20 protein-coding genes are annotated in these 20,730 nt (G+C 72.8%); 17 read left to right on the forward strand and 3 right to left on the reverse strand.

What is annotated here, in order from left to right:
- Nucleotides 1-271: 271 nt before the first annotated feature.
- The 10 genes from VFV67_RS35880 to VFV67_RS35925 all read left to right on the forward strand — a co-directional run bounded on the left by VFV67_RS35880 (nt 272) and on the right by VFV67_RS35925 (nt 11,116).
- On the forward strand, nt 272-1,528 hold the full coding sequence (locus VFV67_RS35880; protein ID WP_326475178.1) for a hypothetical protein: 1,257 nt from the start codon (nt 272-274) through the stop codon (nt 1,526-1,528).
- Nucleotides 1,521-2,519: an HAD-IIA family hydrolase gene (locus tag VFV67_RS35885; protein ID WP_326475179.1), complete on the forward strand. Its 999-nt coding sequence runs from the start codon at nt 1,521-1,523 to the stop codon at nt 2,517-2,519. Before VFV67_RS35880 ends, VFV67_RS35885 begins: the two co-directional genes overlap by 8 nt.
- Nucleotides 2,520-2,528: 9 nt before the next feature.
- Nucleotides 2,529-2,720 carry a hypothetical protein gene (locus VFV67_RS35890; RefSeq protein WP_326475180.1) on the forward strand — a complete coding sequence of 64 codons (192 nt, stop codon included), beginning with the start codon at nt 2,529-2,531 and terminating at the stop codon, nt 2,718-2,720.
- A gap of 3 nt (nt 2,721-2,723) precedes the next feature.
- Nucleotides 2,724-3,536, forward strand: a complete 813-nt coding sequence (locus tag VFV67_RS35895; RefSeq protein WP_326475181.1) for a TlyA family RNA methyltransferase — start codon at nt 2,724-2,726, stop codon at nt 3,534-3,536.
- Nucleotides 3,533-4,423, forward strand: coding sequence for an NAD kinase (locus VFV67_RS35900; RefSeq protein WP_326475182.1), 891 nt, complete (start codon nt 3,533-3,535; stop codon nt 4,421-4,423). Before VFV67_RS35895 ends, VFV67_RS35900 begins: the two co-directional genes overlap by 4 nt.
- Nucleotides 4,424-4,597: 174 nt before the next feature.
- Complete coding sequence (gene recN, locus VFV67_RS35905) at nt 4,598-6,385, forward strand: DNA repair protein RecN (protein WP_326475183.1); 1,788 nt, start codon at nt 4,598-4,600, stop codon at nt 6,383-6,385.
- Between the two features lie 94 nt (nt 6,386-6,479).
- Nucleotides 6,480-7,664, forward strand: coding sequence for a putative cytokinetic ring protein SteA (gene steA, locus VFV67_RS35910; RefSeq protein ID WP_326475184.1), 1,185 nt, complete (start codon nt 6,480-6,482; stop codon nt 7,662-7,664).
- Nucleotides 7,661-8,602, forward strand: coding sequence for a copper transporter (locus VFV67_RS35915; protein ID WP_326475185.1), 942 nt, complete (start codon nt 7,661-7,663; stop codon nt 8,600-8,602). Before steA ends, VFV67_RS35915 begins: the two co-directional genes overlap by 4 nt.
- Nucleotides 8,603-8,753: 151 nt before the next feature.
- The gene (locus VFV67_RS35920; RefSeq protein ID WP_326475186.1) at nt 8,754-10,460 is read left to right on the forward strand and encodes a CTP synthase; all 1,707 of its coding nucleotides are present in this window, start codon (nt 8,754-8,756) and stop codon (nt 10,458-10,460) included.
- Nucleotides 10,457-11,116, forward strand: a complete 660-nt coding sequence (locus VFV67_RS35925; RefSeq protein WP_326475187.1) for an NUDIX hydrolase — start codon at nt 10,457-10,459, stop codon at nt 11,114-11,116. The genes VFV67_RS35920 and VFV67_RS35925 overlap by 4 nt, the downstream gene beginning before the upstream one ends.
- Here the strand turns inward: VFV67_RS35925 and VFV67_RS35930 are convergent.
- Nucleotides 11,113-12,549 (reverse strand): amino acid permease, encoded by a 1,437-nt coding sequence (locus tag VFV67_RS35930; RefSeq protein ID WP_326475214.1) that lies wholly within the window; start codon nt 12,547-12,549, stop codon nt 11,113-11,115. The two genes, VFV67_RS35925 and VFV67_RS35930, sit on opposite strands and share 4 nt — an antisense overlap.
- Nucleotides 12,550-12,747: 198 nt before the next feature.
- Between VFV67_RS35930 and VFV67_RS35935 the strand changes: the two genes are divergently transcribed.
- The 5 genes from VFV67_RS35935 to VFV67_RS35955 are packed head-to-tail and all read left to right on the forward strand — an operon-like array spanning nt 12,748 to nt 17,666.
- Nucleotides 12,748-14,115, forward strand: a complete 1,368-nt coding sequence (locus VFV67_RS35935; RefSeq protein WP_326475188.1) for a glutamine synthetase family protein — start codon at nt 12,748-12,750, stop codon at nt 14,113-14,115.
- Nucleotides 14,096-14,812 (forward strand): gamma-glutamyl-gamma-aminobutyrate hydrolase family protein, encoded by a 717-nt coding sequence (locus tag VFV67_RS35940; protein WP_326475189.1) that lies wholly within the window; start codon nt 14,096-14,098, stop codon nt 14,810-14,812. Before VFV67_RS35935 ends, VFV67_RS35940 begins: the two co-directional genes overlap by 20 nt.
- The gene (locus tag VFV67_RS35945) at nt 14,809-16,176 is read left to right on the forward strand and encodes an aldehyde dehydrogenase family protein (protein ID WP_326475190.1); all 1,368 of its coding nucleotides are present in this window, start codon (nt 14,809-14,811) and stop codon (nt 16,174-16,176) included. Before VFV67_RS35940 ends, VFV67_RS35945 begins: the two co-directional genes overlap by 4 nt.
- A gap of 1 nt (nt 16,177) precedes the next feature.
- A complete protein-coding gene (locus VFV67_RS35950) occupies nt 16,178-16,939 on the forward strand; it encodes a 3-oxoacyl-ACP reductase (protein ID WP_326475191.1) in 762 nt (253 codons plus the stop codon).
- 10 nt (nt 16,940-16,949) lie between these two features.
- On the forward strand, nt 16,950-17,666 hold the full coding sequence (locus tag VFV67_RS35955; RefSeq protein ID WP_326475192.1) for a FadR/GntR family transcriptional regulator: 717 nt from the start codon (nt 16,950-16,952) through the stop codon (nt 17,664-17,666).
- Here VFV67_RS35955 and VFV67_RS35960 read toward each other — a convergent pair.
- Nucleotides 17,663-18,358, reverse strand: a complete 696-nt coding sequence (locus tag VFV67_RS35960; RefSeq protein ID WP_326475193.1) for a hypothetical protein — start codon at nt 18,356-18,358, stop codon at nt 17,663-17,665. The genes VFV67_RS35955 and VFV67_RS35960 overlap by 4 nt on opposite strands.
- A gap of 39 nt (nt 18,359-18,397) precedes the next feature.
- Here VFV67_RS35960 and ald point away from each other — a divergent pair, with 39 nt between their 5' ends.
- Both ald and VFV67_RS35970 read left to right on the forward strand, forming a co-directional pair.
- Entirely contained in the window at nt 18,398-19,522 is a 1,125-nt protein-coding gene (gene ald, locus VFV67_RS35965) for an alanine dehydrogenase (RefSeq protein WP_326475194.1), read from the forward strand.
- Complete coding sequence (locus VFV67_RS35970) at nt 19,492-20,424, forward strand: site-specific tyrosine recombinase XerD (protein WP_326475195.1); 933 nt, start codon at nt 19,492-19,494, stop codon at nt 20,422-20,424. The genes ald and VFV67_RS35970 overlap by 31 nt, the downstream gene beginning before the upstream one ends.
- On the opposite strand, the gene VFV67_RS35975 is transcribed toward VFV67_RS35970, so the two are convergent.
- On the reverse strand, nt 20,421-20,723 hold the full coding sequence (locus VFV67_RS35975; RefSeq protein WP_326475196.1) for a hypothetical protein: 303 nt from the start codon (nt 20,721-20,723) through the stop codon (nt 20,421-20,423). The two genes, VFV67_RS35970 and VFV67_RS35975, sit on opposite strands and share 4 nt — an antisense overlap.
- Between the last annotated feature and the right edge of the window lie 7 nt (nt 20,724-20,730).

A 20,730-nucleotide genomic window follows, 5' to 3' on the forward strand; every position in this document is an offset into this window, starting at 1 on the left:
GGGTCGTCCGCGTCGGGACAATCAGGACGGCCGTTCGGATCGGCCCGGTTACCGTGGCCGCGACGAAGGTCGCCCGCGTCGCGACGACCAGGAGGGTCGTTCGGATCGCCCGGGTTACCGTGGCCGCGACGACAGCCGGCCGCGTCGGGAGGACCAGGCCGGCCGGTCGGACCGGCCTCGCTGGTCCGACCGCCCGCCCCGCCGGGACGATCGCGGCGACCGCGGTGAGCGCCGGGACGACCGGGGACCCCGCCGGGATGACCGGCCCGGCTTGGCCAACCGCGACGCGCCCGCTCGGGATCGTCGCGAGCCCGAGCGCGAGTTCGAGCCGAGGGACACCGGCCCCGAGCTGCCCGACGACGCCGAGTTCTCCGCGCTCGACGCCGAGGCCCGCCGGGAGCTGCGCGGTCTGTCCAAAGCGGTGGCCGAGATCGTCGGCCGGCACCTGGTGGCAGCCGGCCTGCTCGTCGACGAGGACCCCGAACGCGCCCTCGAACACGCCAGGTACGCCCGGTCCCGGGCCTCCCGGGTGGCGATCGTCCGGGAGGCCGCCGGCCTGGCCGCATACCACGCCGGGGAGTGGGCGGAAGCGCTCGCCGAGCTGCGCGCCGCCCGCCGCATGTCCGGCGGTACCACCCAGCTGGCCGTGATGGCTGACTGCGAGCGGGCCCTCGGCCGCCCGGAACGGGCCCTCGAGCTCGCCGCGGAAGCCGACCCGGACCTCCCCCGCTCCACCGCCATCGAGCTGCGCATCGTCGCCGCCGGCGCGCGCCGGGACATGGGCCAGCTCGACGCCGCCGTGGTGGCCCTCCAGGGACCCGACCTCGACCCCCGCCGGCACGACCCGTGGAGCGCCCGCCTCTTCTACGCCTACGCCGACAACCTCGCCGCCGCCGGCCGCACCGAAGACGCCATCCGCTGGTTCCTCAACGCCGCCGAAGCCGACGACGACGAACAGACCGACGCCCCCGACCAGGCCATCGCACTGGGTGCCACCCTCGACTCCAACGCCCAGGCCGAGCCAATCGATCCGGCGCCGGCCGACCAGGCCCCCGCGCCCGAGGAGGCCGAGATCACCGACCCGGTGCCGGCCGACCAGATCATCGTGCAGGTGGAGCCGGTCGATGCCGGGACCGCCGACCAGGGGGGGCCGACCGACCACGACCCCGCTTCCGGCGAGCCGGGGACCGCTGATCCGGTGCGGGCCGACCAGGCCACCGTGCCCGGCGAGCCCGAGACCGCTGGCCCGGCGCCGGCCGACCAGGCTCTCGCGTCCGGCGAGCCCGGGACCGCCAACCGGGTGCCGGCGGACCAGACCACCGTGCCCGGGGAGTCCGAGACCGCTGGCCCGGCGCCGGCCGACCAGGCCACGGCGTTGGCGGAACCGGTCCGTGCCGGGACCGCCGATCCGGCGTCGGCCGACAAGGCCACCGGGCCCGAGGAGCCGGAGTGGCCACCGGACGACGACGAGCGTCCCGAGCCCGAGCCCGCCACTCCCGGTCAGGAGCGGCCGGCGGGCGATGAGTGACCGCCTGCTCGATCGGTACGACGCGGTGCTGCTCGACCTCGATGGCACCGTGTACCGCGGGGCCGAGGCGGTACCAGGGGCGGCGGGTGTGGTTGCGCGGATCCGTGATGCCGGGGTGGCTGTCCGGTTCGTCACCAACAATGCCTCGCGATCTCCTGAGCAGGTGGCCGACCACCTGCGCGAGCTGGGCGTGCCGGCCGACCTGAGTGAGGTGTGCACGAGCGCCCAGGCGGCGGCCGCGGTACTGGCCGAGCGGTTGCCGGCGGAGGCGACCGTGCTGGTGGTGGGCACCAACGCCCTGTCCGACGAGGTGCGCAACGTGGGGTTGCGGCCGACCGCGCAGGCGTCCGGCGACGTGGTGGCCGTCGTGCAGGGGTTGTCGCAGAACGTGGGGTGGCGCGAGCTTTCCGAGGCGTGCCTTGCGATCCGGGCCGGCGCGCTCTGGGTGGCCTGCAACGTCGACCCGACCCTGCCCACCGAGCGCGGCCAGCTGATCGGCAACGGCGCTCTGGTGGCCGCGGTGGCCACCGCGACCGGCACGGACCCGGTGGTGGCCGGCAAGCCGAGCCGCCCGCTGCTCGACCAGGCCGCCGGGGACGCGCACCGACCGCTGGTGGTCGGGGACCGGCTGGACACCGACATCGCCGGTGCCGTCGCGGCCGGGCTGGACTCGCTGCTGGTGCTCAGCGGCGTGACCACGCCGGCCGACGTGCTCGCGGCCCGGCCCGAGTTACGGCCGACCTACCTGGCCGCGGACCTGACCGCGCTGTCCGGCCGGACGAGCGAGCTGGCGATCGCCGAGCAGCCGGGCTGGACGATCGATCCGGACGGCCGGGTGCGCCGGACCGCCACGGCCACCTCCGGCGACGCGTTCGGCCTCCTCCGGGCGCTGTGCGCCGCCCAGGTTCCGGACGGCGAACCGGGGCGGCTCCACGCCGGGGACGACGCGGCGAAGGCGGCACTGGCCGAGCTGGGACTGGAGATCGGCTAGCGTGAAGGGATGCAGGTGGAGTCTGACCACGAGGGCCACGCGGACCACGACACGCCGCCCGGGGATCCGACCGCCGCGATCGAGGAAGCGGTGGCCGGCCTCGACGAGCTGGACGACCTGCCGGTGGCCGAGCATGTCGCGCGGTTCGACGCGGTGCACGTGGCGCTGAACGTCGCACTGTCCACAATCGACAGGGAATGACCGGTGCCGCGCAGGTCCCGGCTTGACGCGGAGCTGGTTCGTCGTGGCCTCGCGCGCTCTCGCGAGCATGCCTCGCAACTCATCGAGGACGGCCGGGTGACCGTGCGTGGCACCGTCGCCAGCAAGCCGGCCACCGGCGTCGAGCCGGATGCGCCGGTGCTGGTGAAGGACGACGACGACCCCGGGTGGGCGTCCCGCGGTGCGCACAAGCTGCTCGGGGCGCTCGCCGCGTTCGAACCGGCCGGCCTGCGGGTCGCCGGGCGACGCTGCCTGGACGCCGGTGCCTCCACCGGCGGGTTCACCGACGTGCTGCTGCGCCGGGGCGCGGCCCAAGTGGTGGCCGCCGACGTCGGTCGCGGGCTGCTGGACTGGCGGCTGCGCACCGATCCGCGGGTGGTCGTGCTGGACCGGACGAACGTGCGCGCGCTGACCCCGGAACAGACCGGCGGACCGGTCGAGCTGGTGGTGGCCGACCTGTCGTTCATCTCGCTGCGCCTGGTACTGCCCGCGCTGTTGGCCTGCACGACGCCGGACGCCGACCTGGTGCCGATGATCAAGCCGCAGTTCGAGGTGGGCCGGGAGCGGCTCGGCGCCGGTGGGGTGGTCCGCGATCCGGAACTGCGCGCCGGTGCCGTGCGCGGCGTGCTGACCGAGGCCGCCGAGCACGGGCTGCGAGTGCACGGGGTGGTGGCCAGCCCGCTGCCGGGGCCGGCCGGCAACGTCGAGTACTTTGCCTGGCTGCGCCGGGACGAACCACTGGCACAGGAACAGGTAGCCGCGCTGGTCGACGCGGCCGTCCGGGAGGGGCCCCAGTGAACGAGGATCGCGAGGTGCTGCTGGTGATGCACACCGGCCGCGCCGAGGCCAGGCACACCGCCGAGAAGGCGGCCACCGGGCTGGCAGCCGCCGGGGTGCGGCTGCGGGTGCTGGCCGAGGAGGCGGCCGATGTGGACGGTGCGCGCTATCACAACGTCGTCGAGTACGGGCCGAACGCCGCCGTGGGCACCGAGCTGGTGCTGGTGCTCGGCGGGGACGGCACGTTGCTGCGCGGCGCGGAGTTGGCCCGGCCGGCGGACGTGCCGGTGCTCGGGGTGAACCTCGGCCGCGTCGGGTTCCTTGCCGAGGCCGACTCTGACGATCTCGAGGACGTGATCACGCACGTGGTGAACCGGGACTACCGGGTGGAGGACCGGATGACCGTGGACGTCACCGCCACGGTCGACGGCCGGCGGATCGCCACGGACTGGGCGCTCAACGAGGCCAGCGTGGAGAAAAGCAGCCGGGAGCGGATTCTCGACGTGCGGATCGAGGTGGACGACCAGCCGGTGTCGTCGTTCGGCTGCGACGGGGTGCTGTGCGCGACGCCGACCGGGTCGACGGCGTACGCGTTCTCCGCGGGCGGGCCGGTGGTGTGGCCGGACGTGCGCGCCATGCTGGTGGTGCCGAGCAATGCGCACGCGATGTTCTCCCGGTCCCTGGTGGTGCCGCCGGACTCGGTGGTGGCGGTCGAGGTGGACCCGGGCGGGCACCCGGCCGTGCTGTGTTGTGACGGGCGGCGGATGGTGGACATCCCGCCGGGCGCCCGGGTCGAGGTGGTGCGCGGCGCGAAGCCGGTCAAGCTGGTTCGGCTGGGTCATGGCACGTTCACCGAGCGCCTGGTGCACAAGTTCGAGCTGCCCGTGCAGGGCTGGCGCTCTCGTTAGCCCAGCTGACGCCGCGAGTCCCCGTCTCCGGTCACGCGAGTAGCCGGTTCCGTCCCGGCGAGTCGCTCCTTCCCGCGCGAGTTCCCAGCTCAAGCCCGCGAGTTCCCAACTCGCGAACATATGTTCGGCGTGCCCGCGGCCGGCTGCCGGGTTTCGACCCGGGCAGCGGATAAGGTGCGGAGCGTGTTGGCCGAGATGCGAATCCAAGGCCTCGGCGCCATCGACGAGGCGACGCTCGAGCTCGACCCGGGTTTCACCGTGGTGACCGGGGAGACCGGAGCGGGCAAGACGATGGTGGTCACCGGGCTGCACCTGCTCTCCGGTGGCCGGGCCGAGGTGTCCCGGGTCCGCAACGGCGTGGCGAGAGCCGTCGTGGAGGGCCGGTTCGAGCGGCTCGACGGCAGCGCGGCCGTGCGGGTCGCGGGCGACGCCGGGGCCGAGCCGGACGACGACGGCGCCCTCATTGCACTGCGCTCGGTCAGTGCGGACGGGCGGTCGCGCGCCCACCTCGGCGGGCGGTCGGTCCCGGTCGGTGTGCTGTCCGAGCTGTCCGAGCAGCTGATCGCCGTACATGGGCAGAACGACCAGCTCCGGCTGCTCCGGCCGGCCGAGCAGCGCGGCGTGCTGGACCGGTTCGCCGGCGAGGACGTCGCCGGCACGCTCGCCGAGTACCGGCGGGTTCGCGACGAGTGGCTTCGGGTGGGTACCGAGTTCACCGAGCGGACCGAGCGCTCCCGGGAACTGGCCAGGGAGGCCGACCTGCTTCGGCACGGGCTCGCCGAGATCGCCGCGGTCGACCCGCAGCCGGGTGAGGACGACGCGCTGGCCGCCAAGGCCCGCCGGCTCGCCGACGCCGATCAGCTCAGGGAGCACGCCACCGCCGCGTCGTTCGCGGTGAGCGGGGCCCAAGAGGGGGATCCGGACGCGCCGGGTGTGCTCGGGCTGCTCGCCGAGGCGCGCCGCCGGTTGTCCGCCTCCGAGGATCCGCGGCTGCGCGACCTCGAGCCGCGGTTGGCCGAGGCGGCGGTGCTGCTCGCCGATGTCGGGACCGAGCTGACCGGCTACCTGGACGGGCTGGACGCCGACCCGGCCGTGCTCGAGGGGGTGCTCGCCCGGCAGGCCGAGCTCAAGCAGCTGACCAGGAAGTACGCCGCGGACGTGGACGGGGTGCTGGCCTGGTCGGCGCAGGCCACCGAGCGGCTGGCCGGGCTGGACACCTCCGAGGAGGCGTTGGCCGAACTGGCCAGGCAGCGCGCCGAGCTGGCCGGCGAGCTGGCCCGGCTGGCCGAAACCCTGACCGCGCAGCGGATCGCCGCCGCAGCCGAGCTGGCCAAGGCGGTCACCGAGGAACTGGGTGGCCTGGCGATGCCGCAGTCGGTCATCGAGCTGACCGTCCGGCCACGGCCCACCGACGAGCGGGACCCGCACGGTTTACCGGTCGCCGGGCAGTTGGTGCACGCCGGTCCGGACGGGGTGGACGACGTGGAGCTGCTGCTGCGGGCCCACGACGGGGCGGAGCCGTTACCGGTGCACAAGGCGGCGTCGGGCGGCGAGCTGTCCCGGGTGATGCTCGCCATCGAGGTGGTGCTTGCCCACTCCGACCCGGTACCCACCCTGGTGTTCGACGAGGTGGACGCCGGCGTGGGTGGCCGGGCGGCGATCGAGATCGGGCGGCGGCTGGCCCGGCTCGCGCGCAGCCACCAGGTGATCGTGGTGACCCACCTCGCCCAGGTGGCCGCGTTCGCCGACCGGCACATCGTGGTGGACAAGCGGGCCATGGGCGGCGTGGTCGGTGCCGACATCCGGACGGTCAACGAACGCGACCGGGTGGTCGAGCTGGCCCGGATGCTCGCCGGCATGGACTCCACCGAGACCGGCCGGGCCCACGCCGAGGAACTGCTCGCCCTCGCCGACCAAGACAAGCGCACCGGCGCCAAACCCGGAGGGCGTCGCAAGCGCTGAATCCAGGCCAGCTGCCGGTCCGTTCGGGCTAATGGATTAGGCCGTTCGGCGTGGCGTGGCCGGAAAATATGGTCCCTTTGTCACCATCGGCCTCATGAAGCTCAGCGGTCTCCTGACTCGGATGGACCCGAACCTGCCTGGGGTGACCGGTATCGCCCGGGTGGACCGGCGGACCGATGCGCTGTTGCGGCGGGTGGGGCCGGGGGACGTGGCCGTGCTCGACCAGGTGGACATCGACCGGGCGACGGCCGACGCGCTGATCCAGGCCGAGGTGGCCGGGGTGGTCAACGCGTCGCCGTCGATCTCCGGGCGGTTTCCGAACCTGGGGCCGGCGATGGTGGTGGGCGCCGGCATCGTGCTGATCGACAGCGTGGGGATCGAGGCGTTGCGGATCATCAAGGAGGGGATGCGAGTCCGCCTGCACGAGGGCGTGGTCTACGCCCAGGAGCGGGAGCTGGCCAAGGGCGTGCGGCACACCGAGGAAACCGTGGCCGACCTGATGGTGGAGGCCAAGGCGGGGATGTCGGCGCAGCTGGAGGCGTTCTCGGCGAACACGATCGAGTTCCTGCGCCGGGAGCGCACCCTGATTCTGGACGGGATCGGCGTGCCGGACCTGCGCGCCACCGTCCGGCACCGGCAGGTCCTGGTCGTGGCGCCGGGTCCGGGGCACCTCGACGAGCTGAAGGCGCTGCGGCGGTACATCGCCGAGCACCGTCCGGTGCTGATCGCGGTCGGCACCGCCGCCGACACCATGTACGCCAGGGGGTACCGGCCGGACGTGATCGTCGGGGACCCGGACCGGATCGCCACCGACACCCTGTGCTGCGGCGCGGAGGTGGTGATCCCGGCGGCCATGGACGGCCACGCGCCCGGACTGGAGCGGATCCAGGACCTGGGCATCGGCGCGGTGACCTTCCCGGCGTCCGGTAACGCCGAGGATCTCGCCCTGCTGCTCGCCGACACGCACGGCGCCAGCCTGGTGGTCACGATCGGCTTCCAGGCCACGCTCGCCGAGTTCCTCGACCGCGGCCGGTCCGGCTCCAACCCGTCGACCTTCCTCACCCGGCTCAAGCTCGGGGCCCGGCTGGTCGACGGCACGGCCTTGGCCACCCTGCACCCGAGCCGCGTCTCCACCACCGCCGTCGGCCTGCTGCTGCTCGCCGCGCTGCTCGCCGTGGTCATCGCGCTGGCCGTCTCCGGCCTGGGTGGCACCTACCTGGACTGGCTGCGGGACACCTGGACCGGTTTCCTGTCCTGGATTCGGGGGACCTTCACATGATCACGCTGCGTTACCACATCGTGTCGATCTCGGCGGTGTTCCTTGCCCTTGCCGTCGGCATCGTGCTGGGCTCGACCGCGCTCAGCCGCACCTTGTTCGGCGGCCTCGCGGCGGCAAAGGACGACCTCGGCCGGCAGGTCACCGACCTGGAGGCGCAGCGAAACGGGCTGGCCGCCCGGCTGACCGACGCGGACGGCTTCGCCACCGGCATCGGCCCGCTGGCCGTTGCCGGACAACTCGCCCAGCGCACGATCGTCCTGATCACCACCGCTGACGCCGACCCGGTGGACCGGGACGCGGTGAAGACGCTGGTCACCGCCGCCGGGGCCACGGTCACCGGTGAACTCCAGCTCACCGACGGGTTCGCCGACCCGCGCCGGGCCGACGAGCTCAAGGACATCGTCACCCGGCTGCTCCCGGCCGGGGTCCAGCTGCCGACCGTGTCCGACCCGGGCACCTTGGCCGGTGGGCTGCTCGGCCCGGTGCTGCTGATCCGCAAGGCGGACAACCAACGGCAGGCCTCCCCGGCGGAGTCCGCCGCCGCGCTGAGCGGGCTGGCCGAGGGCGGGTTCGTCAGGGCGGCCGGCGAGATTCGTCCGGCGCAGCTGGCCATCGTGCTGACCGGCGGCGCCGTGTCCGGCGCCGACGCCGGGGACCGGGCGGCCACCGTCGCCCGGTTCGCCGCCCAGGTAGACCGGTCCGGCGCCGGCGCCGTGCTGGCCGGTGCCGCCGGCTCGGCGGACGGAACCGGCCCGATCGGGCTGGTCCGCGCGGACACCGCCGCCGCCCAGGTGCTGTCCACTGTGGACAACGCGGACACGCCGGCCGGCCGGATCGTCACCCTGCTCGCGCTGCGTGAGCAGCTGGACGAGCGGTCCGGCGGGTACGGCATCGCCGGCAACGCCGAAGGGCCCGTGCCCGGCTCGCCGACCGGCTGAGGCCGGCCGTCCCTGCGTGTCGAGGTTCGTCGCCGCTGCTCAGGTGCTACGGTGGAATCCCGTGGAACGCCAGGCGGGACGCCCCGCTACGAACGGCGCCGCCGGGGGCGGCGCCAGGCATGGACAGTCGGTTACGCCACGGGGAGTCCCTTTGCAAGCACGGACCACCAAGCACGTTTTCGTCACCGGGGGCGTGGCCTCCTCGCTGGGCAAAGGGCTTACCGCGTCCAGCCTCGGCCAGTTGCTGACCGCCCGCGGCCTGCGGGTGACCATGCAGAAGCTGGACCCGTATCTCAACGTCGACCCGGGCACGATGAACCCGTTCCAGCACGGCGAGGTGTTCGTCACCGACGACGGCGCCGAGACCGACCTGGACATCGGGCACTACGAGCGGTTCCTGGACCGGGACCTGACCGGCAGCGCCAACGTCACCACCGGTCAGGTGTACTCGACGGTGATCGCCAAGGAGCGGCGGGGTGAGTACCTCGGGGACACCGTCCAGGTCATCCCGCACATCACCGACGAGATCAAGTCCCGGATCCGGGCCATGGCCGAGCCGGACGAGGCCGGCCGGGCACCGGACGTGGTGATCACCGAGGTGGGCGGCACGGTCGGCGACATCGAGTCGCTGCCGTTCCTGGAGGCCACCCGGCAGGTCCGGCACGACGTCGGCCGGGACAACTGCTTCTTCCTGCACGTGTCGCTGGTGCCCTACCTGGCGCCGTCCGGGGAGCTGAAGACGAAGCCGACCCAGCACTCGGTGGCCGCGTTGCGCAACATCGGCATCCAGCCGGACGCGATCGTCTGCCGGGCCGACCGGGACATTCCCGACGGGCTCAAGCGCAAGATCGCGCTGATGTGCGACGTGGACACCGATGCCGTGGTGGCCGCTCCGGACGCGCCGTCGATCTACGACATTCCCAAGGTGTTGCACCGGGAGGGTCTGGACGCCTACGTGGTGCGCCGGCTCGGTCTGCCGTTCCGGGACGTGGACTGGACCGTGTGGGGCGACCTGCTCGACCGGGTGCACAGTCCGCAGGAGACGGTGCGGATCGCGGTGGTGGGCAAGTACGTCGACCTCCCGGATGCCTACCTGTCGGTGACCGAGGCGCTGCGCGCGGGCGGGTTCGCCCACCGGGCCAAGGTGGACGTGGTCTGGGTGCCGTCGGACGACTGCCAGACGCCGGCCGGCGCGGCCGCCGCGCTGTCCGGTGTGGACGGTGTGCTGATCCCGGGCGGGTTCGGGGTGCGCGGTATCGAGGGCAAGATCGGGGCGATCGCGTATGCCCGGCCCAAGGGCATTCCGACCCTGGGACTGTGTCTCGGGCTGCAGTGCATGGTGATCGAGATGGCCCGCAACCTGGCCGGCCTCGCGGAGGCCAACTCCGACGAGTTCGACGAGACCACGACGCATCCGGTGATCAGCACCATGGCCGACCAGCAGGACGTGGTGGCCGGCGAGCGGGACATGGGCGGCACCATGCGGCTGGGTGCCTACCCGGCCAAGCTGTCCGTGGGCTCGGTGGTGGCCAGGGCCTACGGCGATCGGGAGGTCTCCGAACGGCACCGGCACCGCTACGAGGTCAACAACGCCTATCGGGAGCGGCTGGCCAAGGCCGGTGTGGTGTTCTCCGGGGTCTCCCCGGACGGGCACCTGGTGGAGTTCGTCGAGCTGCCGGCGGAGGTGCACCCGTTCTTCGTCGGCACCCAGGCGCACCCGGAGCTGAAGAGCCGGCCCACCCGCCCGCACCCGCTGTTCGCCGGGTTCGTCAAGGCGGCCATGGACTACTCGGCGGCCGAACGGCTGCCGGTGGTGCTGCCCGAGCAGTCGGTGTCGGCCACGGCCGGGTCCCGGTGACCGGAACCAGAGCCGGGGAACCGGGGCGGCACGACTTCACGGTGCGGTCCAGCCGGGACATCCACGTGGGCCGGATCCTCGCGCTGCGGATGGACGAGGTGGTCATGCCGGGTGGCGGCACCGCGGGCCGCGAGGTGGTCGAGCACCTGGCCGCGGTGGCCGTGGTGGCCGTCGACGAGCGGGACAACGTGGTGCTCATCCACCAGTACCGGCACCCGCTCGGCCGACGGATCTGGGAGCTGCCGGCCGGGCTGATCGACCACACCGGCGAGGACCCGCTGGCCACCGCCCGGCGCGAGCTGGCCGAGGAGGTGGGACTGGCCGCCGAGCACTGGGCGGTGCTGGTCGACGTGGCCGTCTCGCCCGGCTTCACCGACGAGGCGACCCGGGTCTACCTGGCCACCGGGCTCTCGGCGGTGGACCGGGAGGTCATGGGCGAGGAGGAGGCCGACCTGGTGGACCGATGGGTCCCGCTGGACGAGGCGGTCCGGATGACGCTGGCCGGCGAGATCGTGAACGGGGCGTCCGTGGGCGGCGTGCTCGCCGCCCACGTCGTCCGCTCCGGTTTCGCCGAGCCGCGGCCGGCCGACGCCCCGTGGCCGGACCGCTCGACCCGGTTCGCCGCCCGCCGGGACTCGGCCCGACCAGAGGACTAGACCGAGCCGAGGTCGCGCTCGATCGCGGCCAGCTCCTCTGCGGTGCCCTGTACGCGCGGTCCGGTGAACCACTTGCGGGCCGAGACCAGCCACCAGATTCCGGCGAAGCCGAGCACGGCCAGCACGGCGACCGGGGTGTAGTTGAACGTCGTGGCGTCCACCGGGCTCACCTGGGGCAGCATGAACAGCACCGCGATGAAGCACACCCACACCACGGCGATCGTGCCGACCAGCCGGCTCCACCGGCCCAGGTGCCATGGTCCGCGCTGGAACTCATCGCCCCGGCGCAGCCGCAGGAACGTGGGCAGCACGTAGGCGATGTAGAGGCCGATCACCGCGATCGAGGTCACCGCGGCGTAGGCGGTGGTGTTCCACAGGTAGGGCAGGCCGAGCACGAACGCGCCCGCGGCGGCCAGCCACACCGCGTTGGTCGGCGTGCGGGTGCGCTTGTTCACCTTGTGCCAGAACGAGGAGAACGGCAGCGCGCCGTCCCGGGAGAACGCGTAGATCATCCGGGAGTTCGCGGTGACCGAGGACATCCCGCAGAACAGCTGGGCACCGATCACGATGAGCAGCAACGCCTTGCCGCCCGCGATGCCGACCGCGTCGATGAAGATCTGTGCCGGCGGTGCGGCCGAGGCGGCCTCGGTCTCGTAGTTCTGGATGGCGAAGGTCAGGCCGATCAGCAGCACCCAGCCGGCCACCAGCGACACCACGATCGACATCACGATGCCGCGCGGGCCGGACCGGGCCGCGTCGTGGGTCTCCTCGGTCATGTGCGCGCTGGCGTCGTAGCCGGTGAACGTGTACTGGGCGAGCAGCAGCCCGAGCAGGGCCACGTAGAAGGTGGAGGCCCAGCCGGTGTTGTTGACGAACTCGCCGAACACGAACGACGCCGACTGGTGATTGTCCGGGACGATCACCAGCACGCCGACGATGATCAGCACGCCGAATATGTGCCACCACACGCTGATGTCGTTGAGCCACGCCACCAGGCGCACGCCGAACGTGTTCAACAACCCGTGCAGCACCAGGATGATCCCGAACAGCAGGATGGTGTGGCCGGGTGTGGCGGTGAACCCGAACTGCAGGTCCAGGAAGGCGTTGAGGAAGAACGCCGCACCGAAGTCGATTCCGGCGGTGACCGCCACCTGGCCGAGGAAGTTGAACCAGCCGGTGAACCAGGACCAGGCCGGACCGTTGCGCGGGGCCAGCTTGGCGGCCCAGTAGTACAGCCCGCCCGCGGTCGGATAGCTGGAGCAGACCTCGGCCATCGCGAGCCCGACCAGCAGGGTCATCAGCCCGACGATCGGCCAGCCCCAGACGATCATCACCGGGCCGCCGGTCTTCATGCCGAACCCGTAGAGCGTCAGGCATCCGGACAGGATCGAGATGATCGTGAAGGACACCGCGAAGTTCGAGAAGCCGGACATGCGGCGCAGCAACTCCTGCGCGTATCCCAGTTCGTGCAGGCGTTTCTCGTCGGAGTCGGGTTGCGGAGTCCTGGCCTCGGTCTGCGAGCCGTCCGTCGTCACGGCTGCCCTCCTCGCTCCCAATGGACTACGATCAGTCCTTTAGTTTCGGTAGAGGGTGATCCTCGCCACCCCGTCGTGTCAAGGAGGGAGACCGAAGTGCGGCACAGCGAAGGCTTACTCACCCTCGACCGGCTCCGTGAGCTGGTCACCGCCGGGGAGATCGACACCGTGTTGCTGGCCATCACCGACATGCAGGGTCGGTTGCAGGGCAAGCGATGCGGCGCGGAGTACTTCCTCAACGAGGTGGTCGCGCATGCCGCAGAGGCGTGCAACTACCTGCTCGCGGTGGACGTCGAGATGAACACCGTCGGTGGCTACCAGATGTCCTCATGGGACCGCGGATACGGCGACTTCGTGCTGCGGCCGGACCTGAACACGCTGCGCCGGGTGCCGTGGCATCCGGGCACGGCGCTGGTGCTGGCCGACATCGAGTGGCTGGACGGCACACCGGTGGCCGCCTCGCCGCGCCAGGTGCTGCGCCGCCAACTGGACCGGCTGGCCGAGCACGGGTTGGCCGCGTTCGTCGGCACCGAGCTGGAGTTCATCGTGTTCGACGACTCCTACGAGCAGGCCTGGCGGCAGGGCTACCGCGACCTGACCCCGGCCAACCAGTACAACGTGGACTACTCGATGCTGGGTACCGGACGGCTCGAGCCGCTGCTGCGGGACATCCGCAACGGCATGTCCGGCGCCGGTATGTACGTGGAGTCGGCCAAGGGCGAATGCAACCCCGGCCAGCACGAGATCGCGTTCCGCTACGCCGACGCCCTGACCACGTGCGACAACCACAGCATCTACAAGACCGGGGCCAAGGAGATCGCCGCGGCGCACGGCAAGAGCCTGACGTTCATGGCCAAGTACAACGAGCGGGAGGGCAACTCCTGCCACGTTCACATCAGCCTGCGGGACGGGGACGGCGCGCCGGCGCTGGCCGGCGACGGGCCGAACGGCTTCTCGGCGTTGATGGAGCACTTCCTGGCCGGGCAGCTGGCCGCCACCCGCGAGCTGACCTACTTCTTCGCGCCGAACATCAACTCCTACAAGCGGTTCATCGCCGGCAGCTTCGCGCCGACCACGATCGCCTGGGGGCAGGACAACCGGACCTGCGCGCTGCGGGTGGTCGGGCACGGCGACTCGCTGCGGGTGGAGAACCGCATCGCAGGCGGCGACGTCAACCCCTACCTCGCGGTGGCCGCGCTCATCGCCGCCGGGCTGCACGGCATCCGCGACGAGCTGGCACTGGAACCCGAACTGGCCGGCAACGCCTACCAACACGCCGACCGGCCCCAGGTGCCGACGACCCTGCGCGAGGCCGCCGCGCTGCTCGCCGAGAGCAAGCTGGCCCGCGCGGCGTTCGGCGACGACGTGGTGGAGCACTACCTGAACAACGCGCGGGTCGAGCTGGCCGCGTTCGACGGCGCGGTCACCGACTGGGAGAAGGTCCGTGGCTTCGAACGGCTCTGACGTCCTGGTCGGGATCAGCTGCTACCTGGAGCGGGCCCGGTTCGGCGTGTGGGACGTGCCGGCCGCGCTGCTCGGCCGCGGCTATCTGGACTGTGTCGTGGCGGCCGGCGCATTGCCGGTGCTGCTGCCCCCGGTCGGCGACTGGTCCACCCTGGACGTGTCCCGGTTGGACGCCCTGGTGCTGGCCGGCGGCCCGGACCTGGATCCCGCGTCGTACCGGCACGATCCGCACCCGGAGACCGGCCGGCCCCGGCCCGAGCGGGACGCGGCCGAGCTGACCCTGCTGCACGCGGCGCTGCGGGCCGGGCTGCCGGTGCTCGGCGTGTGCCGGGGCATGCAGGTGCTCAACGTCGCGCTCGGTGGCACGCTGAGTCAGCACCTGCCCGACCTGCTGGGCACCGCCGACCACCTGCCCGGGCCGGGAACCTTCGGCCGGGTCCCGGTGAAGATCGCCCCGGACTCCCGGCTCGCCGGGGTCCTCGGCCACGAGGTGGAGGTGGACTGCCACCACCACCAGGCCGTGGACGCGCTCGGCACCGGGCTGGTCCCGGTGGCCTGGGCCGGGGACGGCTCGGTCGAGGCGGTCGAGCTGCCGGGCGCCGGGTTCGCGGTCGGTATTCAATGGCACCCGGAGGAGGACTCGGCGGACGTGCGGCTGTTCCAGGCACTGGTCGACGCGGCGAGGGGGAGGACGTGACCACGACCTTCGACGTGATCAACCCGGCCACCGAGCAGGTGGTCGAGACGGTCCGGCCGACCTCGGCCGAGGAGACGGACGAGGCGATCGCCCGGGCCCACGCGGCGCTGCCGGCCTGGCGGGCGGTGCCGCCGGGCGAGCGGGCCGGGCTGCTGCGGGCGTTCGGTGACGCGGTGCGCGCCGACCGGGAGCACCTGGCCGCCTTGGAGGTGGCCAACTCCGGGCACACCATCGGCAACGCCCGCTGGGAGGCCGGCAACGTCGCCGACGTGCTGCACTACTACGCCGCCGCGCCGGAACGGCTGTTCGGCCGGCAGATCCCGGTGCCCGGCGGCGTGGACATCACCTTCGCCGAGCCGCTCGGCGTGGTCGGGGTGATCGTGCCGTGGAACTTCCCGATGCCGATCGCCGGCTGGGGCTTCGCACCCGCCCTTGCCGCCGGCAACACCGTGCTGCTCAAACCGGCCGAGCTGACCCCACTGACCGCGCTGCGGCTGGCCGAGCTGGCCCGCGACGCCGGCCTGCCCGGCGATGTGTTCCAGGTGCTGCCCGGCAAGGGATCCGTTGTGGGGCAACGGTTCGTGGCCAACCCGGCGGTCCGGAAGATCGTGTTCACCGGCTCGACCGAGGTCGGCCGGCAGATCATGGCCGGGTGCGCGCCCCAGGTGAAGCGGGTGACCCTGGAACTGGGCGGCAAGAACGCCAACATCGTCTTCGCCGACGCCGACCTGGAGCGCGCCGCCGCGTCCGCGCCCTACGGGGTGTTCGACAACGCCGGCCAGGACTGCTGCGCGCGATCCCGGATCCTGGTGCAGCGCAGCGTGTTCGACCGATTCCTGGAGCTGCTGGAACCGGCCGTGCGCGGGGTGGTGGTCGGCGACCCGGCCGACGAGCGGACCGAGATGGGGCCGCTGATCTCCGCGGCGCACCGGGCCAGCGTGGCCGCCTACGTGCCGGACGACGCGCCGGTGGCGTTTCGCGGCAGCACGCCCAGCGGACCCGGTTTCTGGTTCCCGCCAACGGTTCTGCTGCCGGCTTCGGCCGCCGACCGGACCGTGGTCGAGGAGATCTTCGGGCCGGTGGTCACCGTGCAGGCATTCGAGGACGAAGCCGACGCGGTCCGGATGGCCAACGACACCGACTACGGGCTGTCCGGCTCGATCTGGACCAGGGACGTCGGCCGGGCGCTGCGGGTGGCCCGCGCGGTCGAGGCCGGCAACCTGTCGGTGAACTCGCACTCCTCGGTGCGGTACTGGACCCCGTTCGGCGGGGTCAAGCAGTCCGGCCTCGGGCGCGAGCTCGGGCCGGATGCCCTGGCCGCGTTCACCGAGACGAAGAACGTTTTTCTGGCTACGGAGGACTAGGTTGCGGCTACGGGATCGGATCGCGGTGGTCACCGGTGCGGCGAGCGGCATCGGGCTGGCCACCGCACGGCGGTTCGCCGCCGAGGGCGCGTTCGTGGTCGCGGTGGACCTGACCACCGACGCGATCGAGGAACTGGCCAAGGAGTTGGGCGGCGCCGCGATCACCTGCGACGTGACCGACGAGGCCGCCGTGGCGGCGCTGTTCGACGCGGTGTGCGGCGAGCACGGCCGGGTGGACATCGCGTTCAACAACGCCGGGATCTCGCCGCCGGAGGACGACTCCATCCTCACCACCGGGATCGAGGCCTGGGAACGGGTGCAGCGGGTCAACCTGACCTCGGTGTACCTGTGCTGCAAGTACGCGATCCCGCACATGCTCCGGCAGGGCAACGGCTCGGTGATCAACACCGCGTCGTTCGTGGCGGTGATGGGTGCGGCCACATCGCAGATCTCCTACACCGCCTCCAAGGGCGGGGTGCTGGCGATGAGCCGCGAGCTGGGCGTGCAGTTCGCCCGGCAGGGCGTGCGGGTCAACGCGCTGTGCCCGGGGCCGGTGAACACCCCCCTGCTCAAGGAACTGTTCGCCAAGGACCCGGAGCGGGCGGCGCGCCGGCTGGTGCACGTGCCGATGGGCCGGTTCGCCGAGCCCGAGGAGATCGCCGCCGCGGTGGCGTTCCTGGCCAGTGACGATGCCTCGTTCATCACCGCGTCGGCGTTCCTGGTGGACGGCGGAATCTCCGGTGCCTACGTGACCCCGTTGTAGGGCGGTCGGAATGTCCACTTTGGCCAGTGCGGGCGCGGCGGTGCTCCGTCCCGTGCGCACCGGCAACGCCTTCGAGGAGACGGTCGAGCGGCTGCTGCAGGCGATCCGGCTCGGGGTAGCCGCGCCCGGCGAGCGGTTGCCGGCCGAGCGGGAACTGGCCACGCGCCTCGCGGTCAGCCGGGTGACGCTGCGCGAGGCGATCCGGGCACTGGCCGAGGCCGGCTACGTCGAGTCGCGGCGGGGCCGCTACGGCGGCACGTTCGTCACCGAGACGCTGCCGCCGACCCGGGGTGGGCGGCCGCGCGAGGAACTGGCCGCCTCGCTCGAGGACGTGCTCACCGTGCGCCGGGTGCTGGAGGCCGGCGCCGCCGAGGCGGCCGCGAGCCGCACGCTGTCCGCGGCCGACCGCGAGCACCTGGAGGTCGCGCTCGCGGAGGCCGGCACCACCGACCCGGCCGAGTACCGGCGCCGGGACTCCCGGCTGCACCTGGCCATCGCCGAGGTCACCGCGTCCGGCCTGCTGACCACCGCGGTCGCCGACATCCGGGTCCGGGTGAACGAGCTGCTCGACGCGATTCCGTTGCTGGCCACCAACATCGAGCACTCGCACGCCCAGCACCGCCGGGTGGTGGCCCGGATCCTGGCCGGCGACCCGCCCGGCGCGCGCCGGGCCATGGCCGAGCACCTGGACGGCACCGCCGCCCTACTCCGCGGCTTCCTCTCCTAGCGATAACGGCGGGAATGGCCGGTCAGCGCGCGGGTGATCCGGGCACGCAGCTCCGGCTGGCCGGCCAGCGTGCGGGCGATGGCCGCCGGGCCGCCGTTCGTGGCGGGCAGCAGGCCCCATCCGGCCAGCCGGCCGAAGACGGTCTCCTGTGGGCCGAACGGCAGCGGCGATCCGTCCGGGTCGGCCAGCACTCCCCACCGGGACTCGTACAGGTGCACCTCGGCCGGCGGTGCCACGGTGGCGGAGAACCGGACCGTCGCGCCGGGCACGCGGGTCCGGTGGTAGTTGGGCTCGGTCTCGTCCAGGCAGCGCAGCTGGTCCGCGGTCAGCAGCGAGACCACGCCGCCGGCCGAGGAACCCGGCGCCGGATAGGCCGACGCCGGCACGAAGCCGGGGATGCTGACGTGTGCCGAATGGCCCACCGCCAGATCCGCCACGCTGGCCAGCACGTGCGGGATCGTGGTGGACACGCCGCGGCGTTCGAACTTGCGGCGCAGCACGTCCGGGTTGGCGTTGCTGCCGAAGCCGACCACGAAGTGCCGGTGCCGCTGGTCCACCGCGGCCGGCAGCGGGGCGAGCCGGTCGCCGACCTGCAGGCAGGAGAACGGCAGGGCCGGCCCGGGATAGGTCCACGGCCGGGCGCGCAGGTCGGCGGACAGCCCCAGTTCGACGATGGACCCCGCGCGCGCCACGAACCCATGCTGGCAGAGGTCGGGGCTAGGCTGACCCGGGTGTTGGTCGGAGTTCCCCGCGAGGTCAAGAACCACGAGTACCGGGTGGCGATCACCCCGGCCGGGGTGATCGAGCTGATCCGCCGCGGGCACGACGTGCTGATCGAGACCGGCGCCGGGGCGGGATCGTCGGTACCGGACGCGGACTACCTGGCGGCCGGGGCGAAGATCGCGCCGAGCGCGGAGGACACCTGGGCGGCGGCCGAGCTGGTGCTCAAGGTGAAGGAGCCGATGCCGCAGGAGTACGGCCGGCTGCGCCGCGGCCAGGTGCTGTTCACCTACCTGCACCTGGCGGCCAACGAGGAATGCACCCGGGCGCTGGTCGACTCCGGGATCACCGCCATCGCCTACGAGACCGTGCAGACCGCCGACGGCGCGCTGCCGCTGCTGGCACCGATGAGCGAGGTGGCCGGGCGGATGGCGCCGCAGGTCGGGGCGCACTGCCTGGAGCGGGCCCAGGGCGGGCGCGGGGTGCTGCTCGGCGGCGTGTCCGGGGTGCCGGCCGGCAAGGTCGCGGTGATCGGGGCCGGGGTGGCCGGGATGAACGCGGCCAGCATCGCGCTGGGTTTTCAGGCCGAGGTGGTGGTCCTGGACACCAACATCAACCGGCTGCGCGAGATCGACTTCAGCTATCGCGGGCACCTGCAGACCGTGGCCAGCAACGCCTACGAGGTGGAGAAGGCGTGCTGCTGGGCCGACCTGGTGATCGGCTCGGTGCTGGTGCCGGGGGCCAAGGCGCCGAAGCTGGTGAGCACCGAGCTGGTGGCCCGGATGCGACCCGGCTCCGTGCTCGTGGACATCGCCATCGACCAGGGCGGCTGCTTCGCCGACTCGCGGCCGACCACGCACGCCGATCCGACGTTCACCGTGCACGACTCGGTGTTCTACTGCGTGGCCAACATGCCCGGCGCGGTGCCGACCACGTCCACCTGGGCGCTGACCAACGTGACCCTGCCGTACGCGGTCGCGTTGGCGGACAAGGGTTTCCTCGGCGCGGTGCGGTCGGACCCGGCGCTGGCCCGCGGGCTGAACGTGACCGCGGGCGCGGTGGTGCAGGCCGAAGTCGCGCGCGCGCACGGGATGCCGTACGTGCCATGGGAGACCGCGATCGGGGGTGCCGGCTGACCGACGTGTCCGGCGTGATCACCGGGTACCTGGACCATCTCGCGGTGGAGCGGGGCACCTCCCGCCACACCTTGGACGGGTACGCCCGCGACCTGCGCCGGTACGCCGATCACCTGGCCGCGGCCGGTGTGTCGCGGTTCGACGGCGTGACCGAGCGGCACGTGTCGGAGTTTCTGGCCACGCTGCGCGAGGGCACCGCGGAGCATCCGCCGCTGGCCGCGGCGTCGGCGGCCCGGGCCCTGGTCGCCGTTCGCGGCCTGCACCGGTTCGCGGTCCGCGACGGCCTGGTGCCGGTGGACGCGGCGCGCGAGGTCCGCCCGCCGGCCACGCCGCGGCGGCTGCCCAAGGCCCTGCCGGTGGACGTGGTGCTGCGGCTGCTGGACGGCGTCGGCGTGCCGAGGGACCGGGCCCTGCTCGAGGTGCTGTACTCCACCGGCGCCCGGATCTCCGAGGCGGTCGGCCTGGACATCGACGACCTCGACCGGACCGAGCGCACCGTGCGGGTGGACGGCAAGGGCGGCAAGCAGCGGTTGGTCCCGATCGGCCGCCCGGCGCTGGCCGCGGTGGACGCCTACCTGGTCCGCGCCCGCCCGGCCCTTGCCGCCCGCGGTCGCGGCACCCCCGCCCTGTTCCTCAACGCCCGCGGCACCCGGCTGTCCCGCCAGACCGCCTGGCAGATCCTGAAGACCGCGGCCGAGCACGCCGGCATCAGCACCCCCGTCTCCCCGCACACCCTGCGGCATTCCTTCGCCACCCACCTGCTCGAAGGCGGCGCCGACGTGCGCGTCGTCCAGGAACTTCTCGGCCACGCCTCGGTGACCACCACGCAGATCTACACCCTGGTCACCGTGAACACCCTGCGCGAGGTGTACGCCACCGCCCACCCGCGCGCCCTCGGCTAGGAGACCTCGCCGCCGCCGAGCAACAGGTCCGCGACCCGCCGGGGCACGTCCGCCCGCGCGACCACGTCCTCGAAGTTGCCGGCCTCGTCGGAGAAGGCGAAGGTCGCCAGCTCCGCGTTCGCGATCGCCTCGACGTAGTCCTCGCCAAGCTCGAAGTAGAAGTGCCAGTGATCGGGGCCGCCCTCCGGGAACTCGTCGCGGTCCACGTTGATGGCCAGGTCCCGCAGCCGCGGGTCCAGCCGCAGCACCTCGCCGCGCCACTCGTTCAGCAGGATCTCGAGCCCGAACATGCTGGTCAACGACGGC

Source organism: Actinophytocola sp. (genome assembly GCF_035762905.1).
In the GTDB taxonomy this organism is placed as follows: Bacteria; Actinomycetota; Actinomycetes; order Mycobacteriales; family Pseudonocardiaceae; genus DASYTH01.

Bases quoted from the DNA above. Each gene is read 5' to 3' on its own strand.
- VFV67_RS35890 (WP_326475180.1), top strand. From the start codon at position 2,529: ATGCAGGTGGAGTCTGACCACGAGGGCCACGCGGACCACGACACGCCG.
- VFV67_RS35955 (WP_326475192.1), top strand. From the start codon at position 16,950: ATGTCCACTTTGGCCAGTGCGGGCGCGGCGGTGCTCCGTCCCGTGCGC.
- VFV67_RS35970 (WP_326475195.1), top strand. From the start codon at position 19,492: ATGGGAGACCGCGATCGGGGGTGCCGGCTGACCGACGTGTCCGGCGTG.
- VFV67_RS35915 (WP_326475185.1), top strand. From the start codon at position 7,661: ATGATCACGCTGCGTTACCACATCGTGTCGATCTCGGCGGTGTTCCTT.
- VFV67_RS35930 (WP_326475214.1), bottom strand. From the start codon at position 12,549: ATGTCCGGCTTCTCGAACTTCGCGGTGTCCTTCACGATCATCTCGATC.
- VFV67_RS35885 (WP_326475179.1), top strand. From the start codon at position 1,521: ATGAGTGACCGCCTGCTCGATCGGTACGACGCGGTGCTGCTCGACCTC.
- steA (WP_326475184.1), top strand. From the start codon at position 6,480: ATGAAGCTCAGCGGTCTCCTGACTCGGATGGACCCGAACCTGCCTGGG.